General features: G+C 42.4%; 16 protein-coding genes. All 16 read right to left on the bottom strand.

What is annotated here, in order from left to right; translation table 11 throughout:
• Positions 1 to 62 precede the first annotated feature (62 nt).
• The 16 genes from ACTNC6_RS07000 to ACTNC6_RS06925 all read right to left on the bottom strand — a co-directional run bounded on the left by ACTNC6_RS07000 (position 63) and on the right by ACTNC6_RS06925 (position 20160).
• Positions 63 to 1088 (bottom strand): ABC transporter permease subunit, encoded by a 1026-nt coding sequence (locus ACTNC6_RS07000; RefSeq protein WP_216460710.1) that lies wholly within the window; start codon positions 1086 to 1088, stop codon positions 63 to 65.
• The gene (locus ACTNC6_RS06995; RefSeq protein WP_441043631.1) at positions 1088 to 2143 is read right to left on the bottom strand and encodes an ABC transporter permease; all 1056 of its coding nucleotides are present in this window, start codon (positions 2141 to 2143) and stop codon (positions 1088 to 1090) included. The genes ACTNC6_RS07000 and ACTNC6_RS06995 overlap by 1 nt, the downstream gene beginning before the upstream one ends.
• Positions 2143 to 3663, bottom strand: a complete 1521-nt coding sequence (locus ACTNC6_RS06990; RefSeq protein WP_173743299.1) for a sugar ABC transporter ATP-binding protein — start codon at positions 3661 to 3663, stop codon at positions 2143 to 2145. Before ACTNC6_RS06990 ends, ACTNC6_RS06995 begins: the two co-directional genes overlap by 1 nt.
• A 149-nt stretch (positions 3664 to 3812) precedes the next feature.
• Positions 3813 to 4856, bottom strand: a complete 1044-nt coding sequence (locus tag ACTNC6_RS06985) for an ABC transporter substrate-binding protein (protein WP_118247909.1) — start codon at positions 4854 to 4856, stop codon at positions 3813 to 3815.
• 188 nt (positions 4857 to 5044) lie between these two features.
• Positions 5045 to 6514 carry a sensor histidine kinase gene (locus ACTNC6_RS06980; RefSeq protein ID WP_441043629.1) on the bottom strand — a complete coding sequence of 490 codons (1470 nt, stop codon included), beginning with the start codon at positions 6512 to 6514 and terminating at the stop codon, positions 5045 to 5047.
• Between the two features lie 3 nt (positions 6515 to 6517).
• The gene (locus ACTNC6_RS06975; protein ID WP_441043626.1) at positions 6518 to 8164 is read right to left on the bottom strand and encodes a response regulator; all 1647 of its coding nucleotides are present in this window, start codon (positions 8162 to 8164) and stop codon (positions 6518 to 6520) included.
• A gap of 265 nt (positions 8165 to 8429) precedes the next feature.
• Positions 8430 to 9773, bottom strand: a complete 1344-nt coding sequence (locus ACTNC6_RS06970) for a radical SAM protein (protein WP_441033487.1) — start codon at positions 9771 to 9773, stop codon at positions 8430 to 8432.
• Positions 9774 to 9817: 44 nt separating this feature from the next.
• The gene (locus tag ACTNC6_RS06965) at positions 9818 to 10399 is read right to left on the bottom strand and encodes an HdeD family acid-resistance protein (RefSeq protein ID WP_441033484.1); all 582 of its coding nucleotides are present in this window, start codon (positions 10397 to 10399) and stop codon (positions 9818 to 9820) included.
• Between the two features lie 135 nt (positions 10400 to 10534).
• A complete protein-coding gene (locus ACTNC6_RS06960; RefSeq protein ID WP_441033481.1) occupies positions 10535 to 11089 on the bottom strand; it encodes a TetR/AcrR family transcriptional regulator C-terminal domain-containing protein in 555 nt (184 codons plus the stop codon).
• Positions 11090 to 11260: 171 nt separating this feature from the next.
• Positions 11261 to 14026 carry a glycoside hydrolase family 3 C-terminal domain-containing protein gene (locus ACTNC6_RS06955; protein WP_441043623.1) on the bottom strand — a complete coding sequence of 922 codons (2766 nt, stop codon included), beginning with the start codon at positions 14024 to 14026 and terminating at the stop codon, positions 11261 to 11263.
• Positions 14027 to 14124: 98 nt separating this feature from the next.
• Positions 14125 to 15792, bottom strand: coding sequence for an ATP-binding protein (locus tag ACTNC6_RS06950; protein ID WP_441043620.1), 1668 nt, complete (start codon positions 15790 to 15792; stop codon positions 14125 to 14127).
• Positions 15793 to 15960: 168 nt separating this feature from the next.
• A complete protein-coding gene (gene phoU, locus ACTNC6_RS06945) occupies positions 15961 to 16623 on the bottom strand; it encodes a phosphate signaling complex protein PhoU (RefSeq protein WP_441043618.1) in 663 nt (220 codons plus the stop codon).
• 2 nt (positions 16624 to 16625) lie between these two features.
• The gene (pstB, locus tag ACTNC6_RS06940; RefSeq protein WP_019163015.1) at positions 16626 to 17384 is read right to left on the bottom strand and encodes a phosphate ABC transporter ATP-binding protein PstB; all 759 of its coding nucleotides are present in this window, start codon (positions 17382 to 17384) and stop codon (positions 16626 to 16628) included.
• 6 nt (positions 17385 to 17390) lie between these two features.
• Complete coding sequence (gene pstA, locus ACTNC6_RS06935) at positions 17391 to 18296, bottom strand: phosphate ABC transporter permease PstA (protein ID WP_441043617.1); 906 nt, start codon at positions 18294 to 18296, stop codon at positions 17391 to 17393.
• Complete coding sequence (gene pstC / locus ACTNC6_RS06930; protein ID WP_173743309.1) at positions 18286 to 19143, bottom strand: phosphate ABC transporter permease subunit PstC; 858 nt, start codon at positions 19141 to 19143, stop codon at positions 18286 to 18288. The genes pstA and pstC overlap by 11 nt, the downstream gene beginning before the upstream one ends.
• Before the next feature lie 153 nt (positions 19144 to 19296).
• The gene (locus ACTNC6_RS06925; protein WP_441043615.1) at positions 19297 to 20160 is read right to left on the bottom strand and encodes a substrate-binding domain-containing protein; all 864 of its coding nucleotides are present in this window, start codon (positions 20158 to 20160) and stop codon (positions 19297 to 19299) included.
• Between the last annotated feature and the right edge of the window lie 187 nt (positions 20161 to 20347).

Here is a 20347-nt window from a genome sequence, read left to right as displayed (position 1 = left end):
TATTTTTACAAAAAACAAGCCAAGACTCCCAAAAGTCCCAGCTTGTTTCATAATACAATCACTTATTTCGCTTTCTTCTTCATAGAAGCAATCACTGACTGAATCACAATAAAGAAACACAGCAACAGTGAAAGAATAATTCTTACCCACCAGCTTGATAATGTACCCTGTGTAGTGATCAGACTGGAAATGGTACCTTTGATCAATACACCAAACAAAGTACCGATCGGTGTACCAACACCACCAGAAAGAAGCGTACCACCGATAACCGCTGAAGAGATAGCATCCATCTCAAGGCCCTTCGCCTGCTCAACGAAACCTGCGCAACTGTTTAAGCAGAACAGAAATCCTCCAAGACCTGCAAGGAACCCATCCAGCACATAGGCCTGGAACATTGTTCTCTTAACATTCAGTCCCATCATTAATGCACTCTGGCGGTTGCCACCGATGGCATACAGCTTACGTCCGAATTTACGGTATTTCAGAAGGACTGCAATGATAATAACAACGATCACTGCGATCACTACTGTAGGAGGAATATAAGCCGGAATGAATTTTCCTTTCTTATTGGTAGAACCAAAAGGCATATAGAAACGGAAGTTTGCCCATTTCAGGAATAACTCATTCTTAATGGAAATCATATCTGTGCTGATAATAGCTGTCATACCACGTCCAAAGAACATACCTGCCAGGGTTACGATAAATGGCTGGATATCCAGATATGCTACCAGAAATCCCTGCACAATGCCAAAAGCAACACCAATAAGCAGTGCAACTAAAACTGCCACATATGTATTTACACCCTTGTTTTCCATCAGATCTGCAAGAACCATACAAACAAGAGCTGTTACAGAACCTACGGAAATATCAATACCGCCGGTGATCATTACAATGGTAAGTCCGCATGCAATGACCAGAAGTCCTGCATTAGATACAAACAGATTCAGAAACATCTGCGGTTTTGCAAAACCTTTGTCAGCAAAGATGATCATACCTGCAATATACATTACTGCAAATAAAGCGATTGTTATCAGAAGCAGGAAGCCGTTTCCTGTCATTTTCTTTTTCTGCATTCCATTTGCTTTCATTACTTCTGACCTCCTTCTGCTGCCACACTCTTTTTAGCTTTTAAGCCGGCAATATATTTTTTAAATACATCACTCTGCAGAGTAACGATAATGACTACCACGATTGCCTTATAAACAGGAAGCTGGTCAGCCTTTACGTTCATTGCATAGAGTGTTGTGGTCAGAGCCTGAATGGTATAAGCACCAATTACGGAACCGATCAGACTGAATTTACCACCGCCAAGGAAGTTTCCGCCAAGTGCTACTGCAAGGATAGCATCCATTTCCAGGTTAAGACCAATGTTGTTTGCATCTGCGGAATAGATACGGCTGGATGCCACGATTCCGGCAATACCAGCCAGCACGCCGCAAATGACATAAGTAAGGAATTTGATCATTGTGGAATTTAATCCAACAAGGCGGGCTGCCTTTCCATTAATACCAACACTTTCGATGTAAAGACCAAGTGCTGTTTTCTTCAGGATCAGGTAAACAATTAAAACTGTGATGATCGCAAAGAAAATAGGAGTTGGGATTGGACACTTTCCAATGTAACCACCTGCCATCTTGAAAGAATCCACACGAATATAAGTAATCTGTCCATTTGTTACAAGCTGTGCAATACCACGTCCGGCTGTATAAAGGATCAGAGTTGCAACCATCGGCTGAATATTCAGCTTAGCTACCAGAAATCCATTGAATGCACCACATAATGCAGATGCAAGAAGTGCTGCAATCACTGCAATAATAATAGAATTCTGATACTCATTTACAGAAACCTGTCCGCCGGAAAGAATCTGGCAGCAAACTGCAGCTGCTACAGCCATGACCGCACCAACACTGATATCCTGTCCACCGGATGCCGCTGTTACCAGTGTCATACCGATTGCAAGGATAACCAGCTCTGAAGCACGATTGATAACGTCAATGATATAACCGTAAAGTACGCCGTTTCGGATAGATACATTAAAGAAGTCCGGTGTCTTGATCACATTGAGCAAAAGTACGGCGATGAGACACACGATAGGAAGAAACAGACGCGCACTTGTTATTTTCTTTAATTTACTCTTATTCATTATTTATCGTCACCTCCGGCAATAGCTTTCATAACTCCGCTCTGGGAAAGTTCATTCTCTTCCAGCTCGCCTACCTTCTGACCGTCACGAAGAACTGCCATACGGGAACAGGTACGGAGCATTTCCTCAACCTCTGAGGAGATAAATGTAACTGCCATTCCCTGATCTGCAAGATCAAGAACCAGTTTCTGGATTTCAGTCTTTGTACCGATATCAATACCTCTGGTCGGCTCATCCAGAATCAGATAATCCGGATTTGTCAGAAGCCATCTTCCAAGGATAACCTTCTGCTGGTTGCCGCCTGACAGACTCTTGATCGGTGTTTCACGGCTTGCAGTCTTGATCTGCAGTAATTTAATATACTTATCGGCTGCTTCATCCATTTCTTTTCTGCTTAATGGATGGAACATACCCCGTTTAGCCTGGAGCGCTATAATAATATTTTCTCTTACAGAAAGATCTGCAATGATACCTTCTGCTTTTCTGTCTTCCGGAAGATATGCCATACCAAGTTTCATGGCATCCAGAGGACTGTTGATCTTTGCTTCTTTTCCCTTTACCTTAAGGGTTCCTGTCTCAGCCTTATCTGCACCATAGATTGCACGAACCAGTTCAGAACGTCCGGAACCAAGAAGTCCTGTAAGACCAATAACTTCTCCCTTGTTAATAGTAATGTCGAAGGGTTTAATGGTTCCTTTATGGGAAATTCCTTTTGCTTCAATAACAGGTTCAGGTTTTCCCTGTTTCTTATCTTTGTGCTCGCTTTTAATATCAGCAAGATCATCAAAATCTTTACCCATCATCTTGGCAACCAGCATAACTCTCGGAAGATCCTTTGTCTCATATTCTCCTACCAGTTCGCCGTTACGAAGAACTGTAATTCTGTCGCAGACTGCATATACCTGTTCAAGGAAATGGGTGACAAAGATAATACCTACTCCTTCGTCACGAAGTCTTCTCATAAGTACAAACAGCTTCTCAACTTCATCGTCATCCAGTGATGAGGTTGGCTCATCCAGGATCAGCACACGGCATTTCATATCAACTGCACGTGCAATTGCGATCATCTGCTGGATAGCGATGGAACATTCTTCCAGCATCTGTGTTGGCGGCACATGAATGTCCAGGCTCTCAAGAAGCTTTCCTGAGCGCTCATTCATCTGCTTCCAATCAATCATTCCCATCTTTCTCGGCTCTCTACCGATAAATAAATTCTCGGCTACAGTCAGGTTCGGGCAAAGGTTTACTTCCTGGTACACTGTACTGATACCGTTTGCCTGTGCCTCCTGCGGAGAATGATTTAAAATTGCATTGCTGTTTCCGGCCATATGAATAGAACCGCTTTCAAATTCGTGAACACCGGTCAGCACCTTGATCAGTGTTGATTTACCTGCACCGTTCTCACCCATCAGTGCGTGGATCTCACCTTTACGAAGGGTAAAGTCCACATGGGAAAGGGCACGAACGCCAGTGAAATTTTTGGAAATATCGCGCATCTCCAATACTACATTTTGTTCCATAATCTTTCCACCTGCTTTCTATACTGGTTTTTACCCCTCATCGCTGAATTTTTTTCAGCAAAGCGGGTTAATTCATGGCATAAAGGTAGCGTGGTCCGCAACCCGGGTTTCTCCGAATTATGAACCACGCTCCGGATTTACACTAATAATTAGTATGCACGTCCATCAATGATGTCCTGTGTAATAGTTGTTACTTCATAGTCAGCGTCATCAACTTTGATAGATGTAACTGTATCATCAGCTGCAAACATTTCTTCATCTACATAAGCCTGTTTGTCAACCTCTTCGCCAGCTTCAAGTTTCTCAATGATTTCCTGTACACGTGGTCCGTGTAATGGGTTACACTCTGTATCCAGTGTGATCTTTCCGCTTAATGTATCTGTAAGACCAGCGTTTGTTGTATCGAAGGACATTACAAGGATCTGGCCTTCTTCTCCACCAACTTCATAACCAGCTGCTTCGATGGCATCAATTGCACCAAATGCTTCGTTATCATTCTCACAGTAAACAACATCAATGTCATCACCGCTCTGTTTCAGGATAGATTCCATAACTTCCTGACCTTTGGCCTGTGTAAATTCACCTGACTGCTGTGCAAGTGTTGTCCAGTTGTCATGAGCCTCTACTGCATCGTCAAATCCCTGTGTACGTCCGATCTGAGCAGATGCACCGATGGTTCCCTGGATATCAACAAGATTTATTTCTTCATCTCCACGTCCCTTTGCTTCCAGATATGCATCCAGCCATGCCATAGCTTTCTGACCTTCAAGTTTGAAGTTTGAGCCAACCCATGCTGTGTAAAGGCTGTCATCAGATACATCAACCATACGGTCTACGATGATTACTGGGATTCCTGCATCTTTTGCTTCCTGGAGAACTGTATCCCAACCTGTCTCTGTTACAGGAGCAAGTACAATATAGTCAACTTCCTGCTGGATGAAGTTACGGATTGCTGTTAACTGGTTTTCCTGTTTCTGCTGTGCATCGTCGAAGATTAAGTTGTATCCGTTCTCTTCGCTGAATGTGGATTTCATGGATTCTGTATTTGCTGTACGCCAGTCAGATTCTGCACCTACCTGTGAAAAACCAACTGTGATTGTGTCGTCCGCTGCTGCTACCCCCACTGTAGGAACTACACACATACCGCATACCATAGTTGCTGTTAATAAAGCTGACACGATTTTTTTCTTCATTTTGTAAATCCTCCCGATTCATTTAAGATGTTTTTATTATAGTAAAATCCATAAAATATTCCATAGATTATCTTCTTCAAAAAGTTTGTTCTTCTATCATATTTTGTTCACAGTTTATACAAAGTTTGTTTTTTTATGATAGAGGTTAATTATTTTACTATGCATAGTGCATAAAATATAAATGGGATTTATTTTTCTTTTATCTGTTTTGCCAGATACACTTCTATCACAGTTCCCTCTCCTTCTATAGATGAGATTCGAAGTCCATATCCGGCCCCATAATATAGTGCAATTCGTTCAGATACTGCTGCCAGTCCAAATCCGGCCCGTTCTCCTGTACAGATAGCATCCTGAACCTCTTTCAATCGCTCCGGTGTCATTCCCTGCCCGTTATCAGTAACTCTGAGCATCATATCTTCACCCAGATCAAATCCCTCAATGAGGATTTTACCCTTACCTCTCTTATTTTTGATTCCGTGATAAAGTGCATTTTCTGCCAGCGGCTGAAGGGTCAGTTTAGGTACCATGACTCCTTCCAGTTCTTTGGGAATTCTGATTTCAAATTCCATAATATCCCTGTATCTGGACTGCTGGATCTCCAGGTAACTCAACGTATGGCGTTCCTCCTCAGCCAGCGAAATAATATCTTTTCCCTTTGACAAGGAAGTACGGAAAAAAACCGAAAGGCTGGTGATCATATCCACCGCATCCTGCTCCATGCCTCCTTCTACCAGCCAGACAATGGTATCCAGCGTATTGTAGAGAAAATGGGGATTGACCTGCGCCTGAAGCAGCTGCAGCTCTGTAAGATGCTGGGCATCCTGTTCTTTTCGCACATTTTCCAGCAGGCCTTCGATCCTTCCTGCCATCTTTCGCGTTCCTTCATCCAACTCCTGGATCTCAATGCAGTCCGCAATTACCGGAGCAATATTCTTGTACTCCCCTTTTCCAACCTTTTTAATGTTATGAAGGATCTCAGAAATTGGCTTCGTAATACTATAGGTCAACCGGAAAGAGCGATTAAAAAGCAATAACATGGTAACCAGAAGTACCCCACACATTGCCATCAAGGTCAGACGTACATTTCCTGCCAGCTGAGACTCCACCTGCACCAGCTGAGTGGCCTCCTGATAAATATAGTTCTGCATTTCCTTTTCAAACAACGTAGTCAGGATCACCGTATTATTTTCCATAAATTCCTGACGTTTCTGGTAATCCCGGATCTCCAGCAGCTGATTCATTCGGGTTTTCAGATTTTCCAGATAATTGGTGAGATATTTCAGGGAATGAAGACTTTCCTCCTTTGTAGTTGTGGTTTTCAGTCGTTCCACCGTTTCAATCGCTTTATTCACCTGCTTCACCGGAAGATCATCTTTCCCTTTACGTCCGATCGTCACATAGTAGATGTCCATATCTACTTCCGCCTTAAAACTCATATCATTACTTGAGTTTTTATAGTTGGCATTGTACTCACTGCTTACAGCCAGATTATTGGATAATTTATTATATTCATTGGTATACTGCCAGAAAAAAGCAAGCAGCACTATGATCAGAACTGCCATAGGGATCATAGTGCTGAAAAGCATCCATCTCATTTTAAACTCCAGTTTTCCAGGTTCTGCTTTCTTTTTCTCCGGCCCTTTTTTATGCTTAGACATAGGTCAGGCCTCTCCTCTCATTTTACGGTATTCGCTGGGAGTCATTCCCTGGGTTTTCTTGAACAGATAACTGAAATAATGGGCATCCTTATATCCCACCTCTCCTGCAATCTCACTGGAACGCATAGCTGTACAACGCAAGAGTTCTTTTGCCTTACTCATCCGGAGATCTGTAAGATATTCTGTAAAAGTCTGTCCCATATTCTGACTGAACAGGGCACTGAAATGATTGGCACTGACATTTGCCACATGTGCAGCCTTATTCAGTGAAATTTCCTCATCCATATAATTATGGTCAATAAAATCAACAGCCAGTTTTAATACACTGCGATTCTTATCTCCCGCATTTTCATCTCGGAGTGCAATAGCCTTTTTCAGTATCTTTCCACAGTAAGCCACTGCTGCTTCTATAGTTTTTCCAGTCTCATCCATAATATTTTCCATCTCTTGCCCGGATATTTCACTGTCATCACAGCCCAGCTTTTTCAGGAAGGACAATACAGAAAACCGGACATTCAGCACCACATAATTGCGGAAAACCAAAGAACCCATCGGTTCCTGACCAATTGCATTGAAATAATCCCTGATAAAATCATCCACTTCTTCTGCCAGTCCACTGCTCAAAAACTTCTGGAGAATTGCCGGATTCAGGGCATTGATATTCACATTCCTTAATTGTACAGAATCCTCTCTGCGTGAATCGGATGGATTTTCCTTTTGAGCTTCCAGTGACTGATAATCCAGAATATGTCCATCATACAGATAACGGAAGGAATTGGCTCTGACAGCTGTACGATAGCTGTGTCCAAGCATGCTCAGACGATCTGCCGATTTTCCCACTGCAATAAACCAGTCTGTCCTTTCCTCTGTCTGATCCATAATATCCTGTATTGCTTTCACACATTCCTCTGTGTTTTTCTCTATTGTATCTTTCTGTCCTTTGACCAGGATCGCATAGCTGAATACCTGATGCCTAAAAAGAATTGCCACCGGATGATTTAGGAAATAAGTATTAATTTTATCCTGCACCTCTGCTTCCCAGTCAGAACATTCTTCATAGGAATTATAGTTTCCCTCTGAAGTATCCGGAGTAAAAATCAAAATATTATATGCTTCTGCTACAATGTCCAGATTTAGCTTATCTGCTCTCCTGTAAAGCTCTGCCAGGTCAGAATCTGCCCGGACAAGAGTCTCAAAAAAGTCCCTGCTGGCATTTTTCTCATATTCCTGCATTTCCAGGCGAAATTTCTCATAGTATTCCCTCTGTGTCTTCTCATGTTCATAACGATTATGTATTTCTTCCAGCCGTTCTATAAAAGCATTTTTCGTGATAGGTTTCAGAAGATAGTCTTCTACCCCTATGCTGATAGCCTGTTTTGCATAATTAAAATCATCATACCCGCTAAGTATAACGATCCGGATATCCGGAAGCTCTTTCTTCACTAATCTGCAAAGAGTCAGACCATCCATAAACGGCATCTTAATATCTGTGATCAGAAGATCCGGCTTACTCTTCAAAATTAGCGGCAAAGCCATCTCTCCATCTGCCGCTTCCCCAGCTAATTCAAACCCGTACTGCTCCCAGGGAATCATCTTTTTGATCATCTCTCTGATCACCACTTCATCCTCTACCAAAAATGTCTTTAACATTTTATTCCTCCTGCCAATATGATAAGTCACTCATTCGCTCACAGTACACTCTCAATTATATAACTTTAATACTTATTGTCCTTCCAGACAAGTTATTTTTCACATTTATCCCAGCTTCAGCAGTATCCGGCGTAGCATCTCATCTCCTCCGTTCAATGCAGAAAGAGTCTTCTGTCCGGCCTGCAACAACCGAACAAAAGACTCTTTCTGACTATTTAGCTAAATTTGAGTTAACATTTTTATATATGAAAGTTACTTTTTACTCTTATTTGGTATGAAATAACTCCTCTGCCTTCGGAGCCCAATGCTCTGCATAGGCATCACACTTTGCGCAGAGATGTTCTGCTGTTTCCGGAGACTGAAGGTCTGTTGATTTAGCGCCGGACTTCTCTACCATCTGGCGGAGCAGCTTCGGATTCTCCAGCATCGGACACGGACGGAGCATATTTTCATTGAAGGGCTGACCGTCATGATATGCCATAAAGATCGGGCTCTTCAGTGCTTCCAGAAGTGTGTTATCATAAATGTTGGAATTGGAATAATGGATAAATACGCAAGGGTCTACGTCACCGTTTGCATTGATATGGAGATAACGTCTTCCACCAGCAATACATCCACCTACATATTCTGCATCATTCTGGAAATCCATACTGAAAATAGACTTGGTCTGACGGAATTTACGGATCTGATGATACATTTTCTCACGCTGCTGTGGATTTGGCATCAGCTCTACTACTGCATCGTTTCCGGTTGGCATATAATGGAAGAACCATACAAACAGAGCCCCACAGTCAATAATTTTATCAAAATATTCCTCACTGCTTACACTGTCCACATTGGCAGAGGTATAGCATGTAGAAATACCAAAGGGAAGCTTGTGAGCCTTCAGCAATTCCATAGCATGCATAACCTTGGCATATACTCCCTCTCCACGGCGTCCATCATTTGCTTCCTCAGAACCTTCCAGACTGATTGCCGGAACAAAGTTCTTTACACGGAGCATTTCCTGGCAGAATTCCTCATCGATCAAAGTTCCGTTTGTAAAGGAAAGGAACTCACAGTCCGGATATTTCTCACAGATACGAATCAGGTCTTTTTTGCGGACCAAAGGTTCACCGCCTGTATAAATATACATGTATGTACCAAGCTTTCTGCCCTGCTCTACAATAGAACAGATGGTGTCAAAATCAAGATTCAACTTATGTCCATATTCTGCTGCCCAGCATCCTGTGCAGTGCAGATTACAGGCACTGGTAGGATCCAACAGAATCGCCCATGGTACATTACAGTTATTTTTCTCAGATACCTCTTCCTGAATGGCACTGCCCTTCAGGCTTGCATTAATGATAAAGTTGGTGAAAAATGACTCACGTACACCCGGATCCAGTTCATAGATTCTCAGGATCAATTTGTACCAGTTACTATTTTTATCCTGGATTGCATTTCTGATCGCGTTTCTCTGGCTTTCATACCAGCCATCCGGAACAACCTTATCAATCAGCTCCATTAATTTGGGTATATTTACTTCAGGATCCTTCTCAAGATAACCTAATCCTGTTTTAACGGCAGCGATCAGGGCCGCCTGTTTTGCTTTATCCATAATATTCATAATATTACTCCTCCTTGTTGTAATGTAGTATTTGTAGTATTTATTTAATACTCGTCCATATCTATGATATCCTGTCTCTGATTTTTAATGATTTTCACTGTATAAATAACAACACACAGATTCAGGATTCCCTCAAACAGAACAGAAACTCCCACCAGGATCATCATAACCTCTGCAGCCTCAAAAGGCCTGATCAGAAGTAATACTCCCAGAACACCAGTGAGAATCGCCATCAGTAAGATTCTCCACCAGAGACTTAATCCGAATTTCTTGGCATCTATGGACATCTGGATTTTGAAAAGCGCATCCGCAAGTATGAGAACCCCAAAGATTCCAAAGATCAGGTTCACCACCAGATTTCTCCGTACAATAATGATCACACCCACAGCTGCCAACAGCACTCCGAATGCAAGATCAAACTGAAATGCCAGACAGTAAAAATCCCTGGAAAAGTATCCTATGATTTTGATACAGCCATATGCTATAAGCATGATTCCCACCGCTGTACAGAATACTGCCATAGAACAATCAGGCCAGATGATCAAACAAATCCCCAGGATCATAAATAAAATTGACATAACAATATATCCGTTTTTTGCCAGCTTTAACTGTTTCAATGCATCCATCTTTCTCTCCCCCTTCCATATTATTTTACAGCCATTCCTTTTATGTCTGTTATTATAGCTGTGATAAAATTAACAATAAATAGACAAAAAAAAGCTCCTGTCCAAAAATCAGACATGAGCTTTATTTTGTCTAAGTTAAAATCCATTCATAACTGTATGCAGTTCCCGGTGCTTCTCCATCACTTCAGCAGCCTGGCGCATTTCTGTCCCCAGATCCTCTTTCAATCCATGATCCAGCCATTCTATCAATATTCCCACAAAAAGGCATTTATAATACCTGACCAGTATCTGGATTTCATTTTCCTCCAGCTGAAATTTATTTCTGTTCTTTTTAAAGTACTCCGTGATAATATATAGGATAACATCATTCATATAAATCAAAAAGGTGTCCCGCTTCACCGATTTATATACATTCAGCATCAGCTTACGGTTATCTCTGACCAAAGACACCATTTCCTCCATACATTCCAGAATAGAGTTTTTTTCCTGAGGTGCTTCCTGGATTTCGTCCCATTTCTTTTTCAAAATAAACTCTACTACATCCGGAATATCACGGAAATGATAATAAAACGTATTCCGGTTCACTCCACACCGCTCCACAATATCCCTGACTGTAACCTTGGACATCGGTTTCTCGTCCAATATTTCCGTAAAAGTCTTTGCAATTATCTCTTTTGTAAAACCAGACATATACCCTTTTCCTCATCATACTGTTCTAATTCCGTCAATTGTCACTCTTCTCTGAACAGCCGTTCCGCACTCTGAAAATATCATGCATCCCATGATCTTCCAACGGGTCCTGAGCATTGGTATAATTATGCCACAAATTAAAGTGGATTGCAAGTTTTTCGGTAATTGGTCTTACCTATTTGGAATGAATAAAATTTCTTTTATTTCCAGATTATCTGCTCCATAGTACAATTTAATATAGTGATTGTGTCCAAAAGACATGTCAAAAGGCCGGCTTTCCTCTACCCATTTTCCATTTGTTCCCTGGACAGAAACTGTCATTTTATGAATATTATCCATAAATACAGAAATTGGAAGCTGCGCCAGTTCACCAAGCTCTGATCTCAATACAAATTTCACAGTGAATTCTCCCATATAATCATTGGTCACTGCCAAAATATCAGTATTTCCCTTTGCAGGATGAAGAAGACTGCCATCCACCACCATCTCCTGTGTTTCAGGATCACTGGTAATGGCGATCAGATCACCGGCATCCACATCATCTGCTTCCTTTGTATTCATAGCTTCCAGCTCTTGTGCACAGATTCTGTCTGTCAAAAGAAGAATAGAGGGGCTTTTTAACAGGAATCCCAGAATATTAGCCCCATTTCTCTGCAGTTCTCCCAGTGTCAGTTTTCCTGCATGAAGCATTTCTTCCACATCATCTTTCTCCGGATTTGCTTTGGCATCACTTACTACCATATAAATATCATTCTGGGCTGCTACCATGGGAGCCTTTACCTGCACTTCTGCCTGATGACCTTCGTAGTTGGATTTTGCCCACCAGTCAGTCATAACAATTCCTTCAAATCCCCACTCTTTACGAAGGATCGTTGTACACAGATCATAGCTTCCCGCAGTCCAAAGTCCATTTACGCTTCCATAGGTAGTCATAACAGAACGGGCACCACCTTCCCTCACTGCCATCTCAAAGCCCTTCAGGTAAATTTCCCGGAGGCATCTCTCAGACATTACAGAATCTGAAGTACTTCTTCCTACTTCCTGATTATTGCCGCAGAAATGCTTGATGGTGCTGCCAATTCCGGATTTGGCCATTGCCTTCACCTGCGCTGCGCAAATCCTTCCTGTCAGAAGGGGATCCTCTGAAATATACTCAAAATTTCGTCCATTCAACGGATTTCTGTGAATGTTCATACCAGGTCCCAGGAGAGAATCGATCTTATTCAGACGCAGTTCCTTACCCGTCATCTCATATAAGTCACTTACAAGCTCTGTATTAAAAGTACATCCCAGTGCAGTTCCGTTTGGAAGGGAAAAAGCCTTTGTGCCACAATCCATGCGAATACCGGAGGGACCATCTGCACAGCAGCCCACTGGAATTCCCAGTGCTTTCATGGACTCTGTCACACCCCCAAATGCAGCCGCTGTTCCCGGCGTTACCTTTGGACTGCACATTCCCTCTCCACGGAACATAGCGATCAGATCTTCCTCACTGATCTGTGCCACAAAGTTCTCCATAGATACCTTGCCATCCAGCACATCCACCAGCTTATATCCTTTGTCTCCTGTATAAGCCAGAGTTTCCGGAAGATTCTGTTTTCTCCGCTCCTGAGGATCTACAGTACGGACAGGCACTTCCTCTGTCACTGCCTGATAGCTTCCGTCCGGCATCAGCACAGCCTTCATTCTGCTGAACTTTTCCACCGGGGCACAGGCCTCCTGCAGTTTTTCAACTACACGGAATTTCTCCTCGTAACATCCTGCAAACTCTGCACTTCTCACATCGCTGCCCACAAAAATCTCATAAGTGCCTTCTTCCAACACATAACAGGATTTATGACCGGTCACGCCGCTGTCATCATAAGAGGTGAGGTCATATTTAGGAATTACAATAACAACTTCTTCCTTTTCTCCAGGCTTCAGTTCCCCTGTCTTCGCAAATCCGATCAGCCTTCTGGCCGGATTTCCAAGCTTACCCTGGGGCACTTTTGCATAAACCTGTACTACCTCTTTTCCCTTCACAGCTCCGGTATTGACAACCTCTGCTGCCACTGTAAGTTCCTCTTCACTATTCTTCAGGATCTCTGCTTTTATTCCGAAACTTGTATAGGATAATCCATATCCAAAGGGATAAAGCACCTTGTCCTTCGCAAAGGTTTCAAAGTAACGGTAACCTACATAAATGTCTTCTTTATAATAATTCTTAAATGGATCTCCAAAATTCTCTGTAGAGGGATAATCTTCGATGCTCTGTGCAATGGTATCTGTCAGTTTACCACAGGCGCAGACTTTACCGGTCAGCACATCTGCCACGCCATTTCCACCTTCCTGTCCACCCTGCCATGCATACAGGACAGCCTGTGGGTGATATTTCTTCACCCAGCTCATGTCAATAATATTGCCAACGTTCAGCACTACAACTGTTCGCTTGCTTACCTGGCAGACCCGCCGGATCATATCCTCCTCTGTCTCAGTCAGACAATAGCTTCCCGGCTTCGTATTATTATCCTGATCTTCACCTGCAGTTCTTCCTATAATAACAAGTGAAACATCATTATTACGTGCACAGTCCAGCATTTCCTCTGTAACTTCCATCTCTTTCTGAGACCACGGAACACGCCCCCAGCCCTGACCTTCATCATAAGGATTCTCTTTGATCCAGTCTGCATAAATACCCATCAGTTTCTCATCCAGTTGAATCTCTTTACACTCCTTCAGCGCATCCAGAATTCCCACTACATATCTTGTATTCACCAGACCGCCGGAACCGAGTCCGCTTTTATAATAATGAAATGCCATGCGGCCAAAAACAGCAACCCTTTCGCCCTCTCTAAGAGGCAGAGCCTGTCCTTCATTCTCAAGCAAAACGCAGCCTTCCGCTGTTGCCTGTCTGGCCAATACCGCATATCTCTCAAGATCCAATTTATAATTCTTCATAAGCAATCTTCCACCCTTTTACTTCATATTGTTCTTATCCGATATTACCACAAACCACCCTCTCTGCATACCCAAAACATTTTCGAAATTATTTTCGTTTATTCTACATGGGTCTTCGGAAACTTCATACAGATCTCCGTTCCACACCCTTCTTCACTTTGCAATATAACACTGCCTTTCAACGTGCCCACCGCATGCTTCACAATAGAAAGTCCCAGTCCGGTACCTCCAATCTCCTTGGAATGGCTTTTATCCACTCTGTAAAATCTCTCAAAAACTCTATCCTGATCTTCCCTTGGAATTCCCACTCCTGTATCCTTGACTACAATCTGTATCTCATGTGCAGTCTGAGTCAGAAAAATGCTTACACTTCCATCATTTCGGTTATACTTAATGGCATTATCGCAGACATTATAAACTGCCTCTTCCAGAAGTGTCCGGACTGCTTCCATCTTCATACTGTCCCCACAGATATAAAGATGCACATTCATGCTCTGTGCCTTCTCCTTCAGACTTTCAAAGGCATTCTTACAAACCTGATAAACATCCACCGGCTCCCAGGTGTAGGATGTTTTTTCCTCGTCAAGCTGGGAAATCTGAATCACATCCTCAACCAGCTGCAATAATCGCTGGGATTCCTTATAAATACGTCCTGCAAATTGGGGAATATCCTCCTCCCTCACCAGACCATCCTGCATGATCTCTGCAAATCCCGAGATAGAAGTCAAAGGAGTTTTCAGCTCATGAGAAACATTGGCAGAAAATTCTCTCCGCAAATTCTCCCTCTCCAGCTTTTCTGTAACATTTACAAGAAGAATCACAGCACCTTCTGTTTTCTGTCCGCGTATCACAGGATTGGCAATCAGCTGAATATCACTTCCGTTTAATTTCAGTATCAATTCGGCATGTTCCCCGCCAAGTACCTGCTCGATTGCATGTCTGAAATCTTCTGCACGATCCAGACAGTAAACACTTTCTCCCTGGCTCACCTTATCCACACGGAACAAACTCCAGGCACTGGAATTGGCAGAAAGAATCATAGTATACTTATCGATCACGATCAGGCCTTCCTGCATATTTTCTGTAATCAGCGAAAATTCTGCCTGCTGCTGTTTTGCCAGCTCCAGCTGATTCTGGATTTCCCGATTCTGTCTGTGTATCTTACTTAAAAGCGGAGAAAGCTCCTCATAGATCTGATTCTCTTCCGGATGCTCCAGATCCAGTTCATTTACCGGTTTTACAATTCTTTTCGATATCACTGATGCCATAATTCCGGATAAGATCAGCATCAGAAATAAAACCAGAACTAAAGGAAGTACAAGATTTTCAACTAAGGCAAGCACAGAATCCTGAGTACCGGAGACTCTCAAAACTGTACCATCTTTCAGCCTCTGAGCATAATAAATGGTTTTCTCAGAAAGTGTATCCGAATATCTGGAAGATTCTCCTACACCATATTTCTCTGCTTTTTGGAACTCTTTTCTGTCACTGTGGTTTTCCATCTCAGCGGCATCTGCCTTATTATCATAAAGAACCGTTCCATCCTGATCAATGTAGGTAATTCTTGCATTTTTGTCCTTTATATTTTTAAGATAATCTACTCCCTGCTGATCTACTCCATATGCCAGATAAAGCGCTTCCTTTGACAGTTCTTCGCGCATCTGCCCGTCAAAATCATTGTACAGTATTCCCATGACAGCAAGCAGCCCTACTGCCAGAACCAGTGCGCAGACCAGCATGGTAGACTTAAATATTTTTTTTGTCAATTTTTTCACTTCCCTTTCCTGTTAATCGTCAAACAGGTAAAATCATCTGATTCCACTGCTCTCTGATCATTATATCTGATATACTCAAATATCCGCAAGCGATTCCCGCCTGCGGATATAGCCTGTCCCTGTTATCATTGCCAGGATTTCTGATAAGGAACTTTGTTTTTAATTATTCTGATGCTCGTTATTTCTGTGTGCTCCGGTAATAGAATATTCAACCCATTCTGCAATATTCACAGCATGATCTCCGATACGCTCAAAGTATTTGGCTGTCATAAGAAGATCCAGCCCTGTTTTTGCATCCAGATTTCCTCCGTAGATCATATCTGCAAGCTTTGATTTAATTTCATTAAATGCATCATCCACCAGATCATCATTACGGATTACATTCCTGCAAAGCTCCAGATCACTTTTCACAAAAGAATCTACGCTTTCAGTCACCATGGTAACCGTATCCTCTGCCATTTTTGTAATGGTTTCAGGAATAGAAGTGGCATTTTTTGCAATGTATAAAGAAAGGTCTGCAATATCAGCAGCCTGATCTCCGATACGTTCCATATCAGAAACCATTTTCAAAGCTGCGGAGATTTCTCTCAGATCCCTTGCAACCGGATGCTGGTGCAGAAGCAGACTCATACAGAGATTTTCAATTTCTCTTTCCTTTGCATCAATATCTCTATCTGTATCAAATACCTGGCGGGCCATCTCTTCATTCTGAACTGCGGAAATCGCTTTTGCAGAAAGAGAAATTGCCTTTTCACAATAGCTTCCCAGAGTAATAAGCTGAACATGCAGTTCCTCCAGCTGTCTCTCAAAATACTTTGACATAATCAACCAAACCTTCCTGTAATATAATCCTCTGTACGCTTGTCAGAAGGCATAGAGAACAGTTTATCAGTATCATCAAACTCAACTACTTCTCCCAGAAGGAAGAAAGCTGTTTTATCAGAAATACGTGTAGCCTGCTGCATATTATGAGTTACCATAACAATGGTATAATCCTTCTTTAACTCCATCGCCAGCTCCTCGATCTTGGAAGTTGAGATAGGGTCAAGTGCGGATGTAGGCTCATCCATCAGAAGTACCTCCGGCTGAACTGCCAGTGCTCTGGCAATGCAAAGTCTCTGCTGCTGGCCACCGGACATACCCAGTGCGCTTTTCTTTAATCTGTCTTTTACTTCATCCCAGATTGCCGCGTCACGGAGAGATTTTTCTACAATATCATCCAGTCTGGCTTTGGAACGGATACCGTGAGTTCTCGGTCCATATGCAATGTTATCATAAATGCTCATAGGGAAAGGATTAGGCTTCTGGAATACCATTCCCACTCTTTTTCTCAGGAGATTCACATCCATATCTCCGTAAATATCCTCTCCATCCAATTCAACCTTACCAGTGATCACACAGCCCTCAACCAGATCATTCATTCTGTTTAAGGATTTAAGCAGTGTGGATTTACCGCATCCGCTGGGTCCGATAAATGCTGTGATTTCTTTCTCCGGAATTGCCATATTGATATCTTTCAATGCATGGAATTTTCCGTAATGTAAATTCATATTTTCAACTGTTATTTTTGTGCCATTACTCATGTTCTTTTATCCTTTCGCAATTCTTTTGGCAATAGCTCCGGAGAGGAAGTTGATCACCAGAACAAAGGCCAGAATGACTACTGCTGTTGCAGATGCCTGATTCATGTGAAGTCCCTCACCTGAAAGTACATACATGTGCAGAGCCAGGGTACGTCCGGAACCCATAATGTTCTGAGGTACCTCAGCCACAGTACCTGCCGTATAGATCAGGGCTGCTGTTTCGCCGATTACACGTCCGATGGCCAGGATCACACCTGCCAGAATACCAGGTACTGCTGACGGAAGGACAATGGTAAAAATAGTACGAAGCTTACCTGCGCCCAGTCCGAAGCTTGCTTCACGATAAGAATCCGGAACCGATTTTAAAGCTTCCTCTGCTGTACGCATGATCAGTGGAAGGATCATAATTACCAGTGTAAGAGAACCGGACAAAAGGGACAGTCCCCAGTGAAGTGCAGTTACAAAGAACAGCATACCAAACAGACCATATACAATAGAGGGAATTCCTGAAAGTGTTTCCGCTGTAATACGGATCACCTTCACCAGTTTACTTCCCTTTCTGGCATATTCTACCAGATAGATCGCTGCAAAGATTCCCAAAGGTGCAGCGATCACCAGGGAAAGTACTGTAAGTATAAAGGTATTGATCAGAGAAGGCAGTAAAGACAGATTCTCTGAAGTATAGTTCAGGCTGAATAAATCTGCTGAAAGATAAGGAATACCTTTTACCAGGATATATCCAACCAAAAATACCAGCAGTGCAAAGGTCAGCACAGATGCAAGAAATGTGATCAATGCCAATACACCGGATCCCGGATGTCTCAGATAGGATCTCATCTGATCTGCAAAAGAAGATTCATTCTGTTTTTTACCCTTTGGCGCCTCAATAGCTGCCGCTGTCTCAATTTGCATGTTCTGCCCTCCTGTTCAATAAAGAAAGACTTAAATTAATGATCAGGATAAATACAAACAACACTACTGCTGTTGCAATCAGAGCCTCTCTGTGAAGACCTGTTGCATATCCCATCTCTGTAACGATATTTGCAGTCATTGTACGAACCCCCTTCAGGATTCCCTGTGGCATTCTCGGCTGATTACCAGCTACCATGACTACCGCCATTGTCTCACCAATTGCACGGCCGATTCCCAGTACCACTGCTGCCAGAATACCAGATTTTGCTGCCGGAAGCATAACACAGAAAATACTTCTCTCTTTCGTTGCTCCCAATGCCAGAGAGCCTTCATAATAGCTTTCCGGTACACTTCTGATCGCTGACTCTGTCACGCCTATGATAGTTGGCAGGATCATCATTCCCAGAAGAATACAGGCTGCCAGCATACTTGTTCCTGTACCGCCAAAAATCTGTCGGATCAGGGGAACGATGAGAACCAGTCCAAAGAAGCCATATACTATAGAAGGTACACCGGCCATCAGCTCAATTCCTGATTTCAAAGGTCTGTAGATTTTTTTTGGACAATAGCGTGCCATAAACACAGAAGTAAATAATGCGATCGGTACACCCAGAAGAATAGCTCCTGCTGTAACATAAATACTGGCTACGATCATGGGGAGAATTCCAAAAATTTCATTGGAAGGCTTCCATGTTGTACCAAGAAGGAACTTCAGCGGACCGATTTTTCCCATAGCCGGAATTCCGTTTGCAAAAAGGAATGCACAGATCAGGAATACTGCCAGTACTGAAGTACAGGCTGCAGCCATGAAGATAATTTTCATACCTTTTTCTTTAAAATGGTTCATAAATAACACCTTTCTTCTATAAATGTATTTCTTCCTTTCAAAGAAATACACACATAAAGCAGTCCGCCTGGCTATTTTCCACGGCAAGCGGACCGCTTTTCTTATGTTTCAATTCTGTTCAGACTTCTGATTCAGTGATCATGCTTCACTGAATTATTTTGCAAGACCTTCCCAGGTTGTTGTCTCGCCTGTGTAAACGGATTTCACCTGATCACTTGTCAGCTCATCAATATCATTATCTTTGTTTACGATAATTGCAATACCATCTCTTGCAATCACAGTTGCTGTCAATCCCAGATCCTTTTCTTCATCCTTCAGCTCACGGGAAGCCATTCCAATGTCTGCTGTTCCTTCTGCTGCCATGTTTACACCTGTTGTGGAATCACTCTGCTGAACTTCTACAGTTACGTCTTTATTTACTGCTTCATAGCCTTCTGCAAGTTTCTCCATAACCGGTGTTACTGAAGAAGAACCTGCAACTACTACTTTACCGGAAACTCCGTCTGCTGCTTCATAAGCCTTGGCATCTGCTGCTTCTTTGATATAGCCGTTGTCCTCTACGATCTTCTGTCCGTCAGAGCTCATAATGTAGTTTACAAAATCCTTTGCTGCATCGCTTTCTTTATCAGATGTAAGGATGTTGAATGGACGTGCGATCTTGTAAGAATCATTGGAAACATTATCTACAGTAGCTTCTACGCCGTCGATCTTAACTGCCTTTACTGTATCATCCAGAGAACCAAGTGAGATATAACCGATTGCATTTTCATCACCTGCAACAGTTGTCATCATAACAGATGTGCTGTTTGTTACACTTGCTTCATCTGTAGTCATATCTACTTTCTCACCGTCTTTTTCTTCTTCAATTCCAAACAGTTCTACGAATGCTCCACGTGTACCGGAACCATCCTCACGGGATACAACTGTGATGTCTCCGCTTGCTGCACTTACGATTGTTGTGAAAGCTGTTGCTCCGATAACTGCTGCTGTAAGGATTGTTGCGATTTTTTTCTTCATGATAATTTTCTCCTCTTCCCATGAGCCATGTTTTTAATATAAAGTGAAAGGCTCATTTCCTTTTTTATATTTTTATGTTTTATAACTTGTTACCTCATTTACAAGTGCTATTATAGAAATCCAAAGTTAAATGTAAAACCACGCTAAAGTAAAATCTTTGTAAATTGAAAATTTTTGTGAAGGTTGT

Source organism: Blautia sp. HCP3S3_C4 (assembly GCF_052064095.1).
Taxonomy (GTDB): Bacteria; Bacillota; Clostridia; order Lachnospirales; family Lachnospiraceae; genus Blautia_A.
The sequence above is the reverse complement of the archived record's forward strand: the minus strand, read 5'-3'. Positions and strand labels throughout refer to the sequence as shown.

Bases quoted from the DNA above. Each gene is read 5' to 3' on its own strand.
- ACTNC6_RS07000 (WP_216460710.1), bottom strand. From the start codon at position 1,088: ATGAAAGCAAATGGAATGCAGAAAAAGAAAATGACAGGAAACGGCTTC.
- ACTNC6_RS06995 (WP_441043631.1), bottom strand. From the start codon at position 2,143: ATGAATAAGAGTAAATTAAAGAAAATAACAAGTGCGCGTCTGTTTCTT.
- ACTNC6_RS06990 (WP_173743299.1), bottom strand. From the start codon at position 3,663: ATGGAACAAAATGTAGTATTGGAGATGCGCGATATTTCCAAAAATTTC.
- ACTNC6_RS06985 (WP_118247909.1), bottom strand. From the start codon at position 4,856: ATGAAGAAAAAAATCGTGTCAGCTTTATTAACAGCAACTATGGTATGC.
- ACTNC6_RS06980 (WP_441043629.1), bottom strand. From the start codon at position 6,514: ATGTCTAAGCATAAAAAAGGGCCGGAGAAAAAGAAAGCAGAACCTGGA.
- ACTNC6_RS06975 (WP_441043626.1), bottom strand. From the start codon at position 8,164: ATGTTAAAGACATTTTTGGTAGAGGATGAAGTGGTGATCAGAGAGATG.
- ACTNC6_RS06970 (WP_441033487.1), bottom strand. From the start codon at position 9,773: ATGAATATTATGGATAAAGCAAAACAGGCGGCCCTGATCGCTGCCGTT.
- ACTNC6_RS06965 (WP_441033484.1), bottom strand. From the start codon at position 10,399: ATGGATGCATTGAAACAGTTAAAGCTGGCAAAAAACGGATATATTGTT.
- ACTNC6_RS06960 (WP_441033481.1), bottom strand. From the start codon at position 11,089: ATGTCTGGTTTTACAAAAGAGATAATTGCAAAGACTTTTACGGAAATA.
- ACTNC6_RS06955 (WP_441043623.1), bottom strand. From the start codon at position 14,026: ATGAAGAATTATAAATTGGATCTTGAGAGATATGCGGTATTGGCCAGA.
- phoU (WP_441043618.1), bottom strand. From the start codon at position 16,623: ATGTCAAAGTATTTTGAGAGACAGCTGGAGGAACTGCATGTTCAGCTT.
- pstB (WP_019163015.1), bottom strand. From the start codon at position 17,384: ATGAGTAATGGCACAAAAATAACAGTTGAAAATATGAATTTACATTAC.
- pstA (WP_441043617.1), bottom strand. From the start codon at position 18,296: ATGCAAATTGAGACAGCGGCAGCTATTGAGGCGCCAAAGGGTAAAAAA.
- pstC (WP_173743309.1), bottom strand. From the start codon at position 19,143: ATGAACCATTTTAAAGAAAAAGGTATGAAAATTATCTTCATGGCTGCA.
- ACTNC6_RS06925 (WP_441043615.1), bottom strand. From the start codon at position 20,160: ATGAAGAAAAAAATCGCAACAATCCTTACAGCAGCAGTTATCGGAGCA.